We start from the raw sequence: 1881 nt of genomic DNA on the forward strand, positions 1-1881 counted from the left end.
CCTAGCGGGAGTTTCGCGGCTAGTTTGATCTTGGTTGTGTTTTCGCTGGTGGTGGGTGGGTTCGGACGCTGGTGGTGTATTACCCACCGGGGGTTCGGTGTCAGCGGGTGGGTGCGTAGCGGTCGAGGTTGAACAGGTCGTAGAGGCGGCGTTGGGTGTCGGTCATGTCGGTGAGCAGGCGTTGGGCGCGGGGTCGGCCTTTGCCGCCGTCGTGGTGCAGCAGGACGGTTTCGCCGATGCCGGCCAGTTCGTTGGTGAGTTCGCGGACGGACAGGTGTAGTCCGGCGTGTTCGGCGGTGCGGCGTATGAGGTGGGCGATGGTCAGGGCGAGCACGGTGTAGAAGGTGTGGACGCGGATTTTCTGGTCGGTCCAGTGGTGCATCGGGGAGAAGGACACGGTGTGGGGGTCTTTGAGTTGGCGGAAGCCGAACTCCACGCCTGATTGGGAGCGGTAGGCGGCCACGACCTCGGCGACGGGCCAGGTGTCGCGGTTGGTGAACAGGATCCGTTTGCCGAACAGCCGGGTTTCCAGCTTTTTGCGGGCTGCGGCGTCGATGGTGAACGACAGCCGCAGGTCGGCGGGGTGTTCACCGGTCAGGGTGGTGATGAGGGCCTCGGCGACCCAGCGGGGTTTGCAGATGGTGGCGATCTCGGCCTCGACGGCGGGGCGGGGTCGGCGGGTTTTGCCGCGGGCGAGTTTGTCGGCGAGGACGGCCAGGCGTTGCTGGGCTTTGGTCAGGGTTTGGTCGAAGCCGCGGGACTGGGCAGCGTGCAAGGTCTTGGAGTGGGTGAGGACCGCGCGGCGGGTCACGCCCAGGGCGGTGACGGTGGTGTCGACGTGGGTCAGGCCGGGGAACCGGTCGGTGTCGACGCTGCGGTAGCGGGTCCGGGCGATCGTGAGTAGGTCGGGATGGTCGCTGGGTGGCAGGGAGCCGACGAAGCCGATCCTGGCGGTTTCGACCTGTTCGTGGTTGGTGGTCGAGTTCTGTCCGGCGTCGTAGACCAGGGTCAGATCGTCGAGGCTGCCGGCCAGGTGGGTGAACCGGGTGACGAGTTGCTCGATCATCAGTGGGAACTGGGTGACGTCGGGCCGGTCGCCGGGGTAGGTGTGCGACAGCAGCGGGATGTTGCCGTCACGGGTGACGACCAGGCCCAGGCCGACCAGTCGCAGGTCTACCCGTTTCTGCTTGGCTTTGCCGCGTTGGGCGATGGGTGCCTTGTCGTTGCCGGAGTCGATGTAGGTGGCGAAGTTCGTCATGTCCAGGACCAGCCCGGAGGTGTCCAGGCCGTACTCGGCGATGATCCGGGCGCTCAGCTCGGTCTCGATGGTGGCCAGGTCGGGCTCGGACAGCCGGTCCATCGCCGTCCAGAACCGGCGGTGATCCAGCGCTGCCGTGTTCAGTTTCACCCACCGCGGTCCGGCCGTGGTGGCCCACCAGTCGGCGAAGCCGAGTTTCGAGCAGGGTGCGACGATGCGGTTCGCGCAGGCCAACGCCAGGTAGGTGCCTACTGATGCGGCCGCGTCCGCCCGGCGGGGTATGACCTGGTCGATGATCTCGACCACGCCGATGCGTTCGATCACGGACCACACCGCGGCCAGGTCACCGAACTGCTTGTGTTGGCTGCGTACCAGCGCGGTAGCCGGTGCGCCTGCCAGCTTTTCGGCGATCTCGGCCGCGCTGCCCAGGTACTGCTGGGACACGATCCGGGGTTTGCCGTCCACCCTGGCCGACTCGACGAGGTAGTAGTAGACCCGCCCGTCCGCACGCCGTTTCTCGATCACCGTTGCCATATGTGGGTAATACACGATCCAGGCCTAAAATCCAAGCACCGCAACGGATTACACGCCGGACGAGCACCTAGCCGCGAAACTCCCGCTAG

1 protein-coding gene is annotated in these 1881 nt (G+C 66.1%); it reads right to left on the reverse strand.

Annotated features, from left to right (window positions below; genetic code table 11):
- Positions 1–100: 100 nt before the first annotated feature.
- Positions 101–1792 (reverse strand): IS1634 family transposase, encoded by a 1692-nt coding sequence (locus tag AB0E90_RS51625; RefSeq protein WP_360421215.1) that lies wholly within the window; start codon positions 1790–1792, stop codon positions 101–103.
- Positions 1793–1881: the final 89 nt, after the last annotated feature.

The sequence above is a fragment of the Actinoplanes sp. NPDC026619 genome (assembly GCF_040638295.1).
Classification (GTDB): Bacteria; Actinomycetota; Actinomycetes; order Mycobacteriales; family Micromonosporaceae; genus Actinoplanes.

Excerpts from the sequence above, each read along its gene's own strand:
- AB0E90_RS51625 (WP_360421215.1), bottom strand. The coding sequence starts at position 1,792 with ATGGCAACGGTGATCGAGAAACGGCGTGCGGACGGGCGGGTCTACTAC.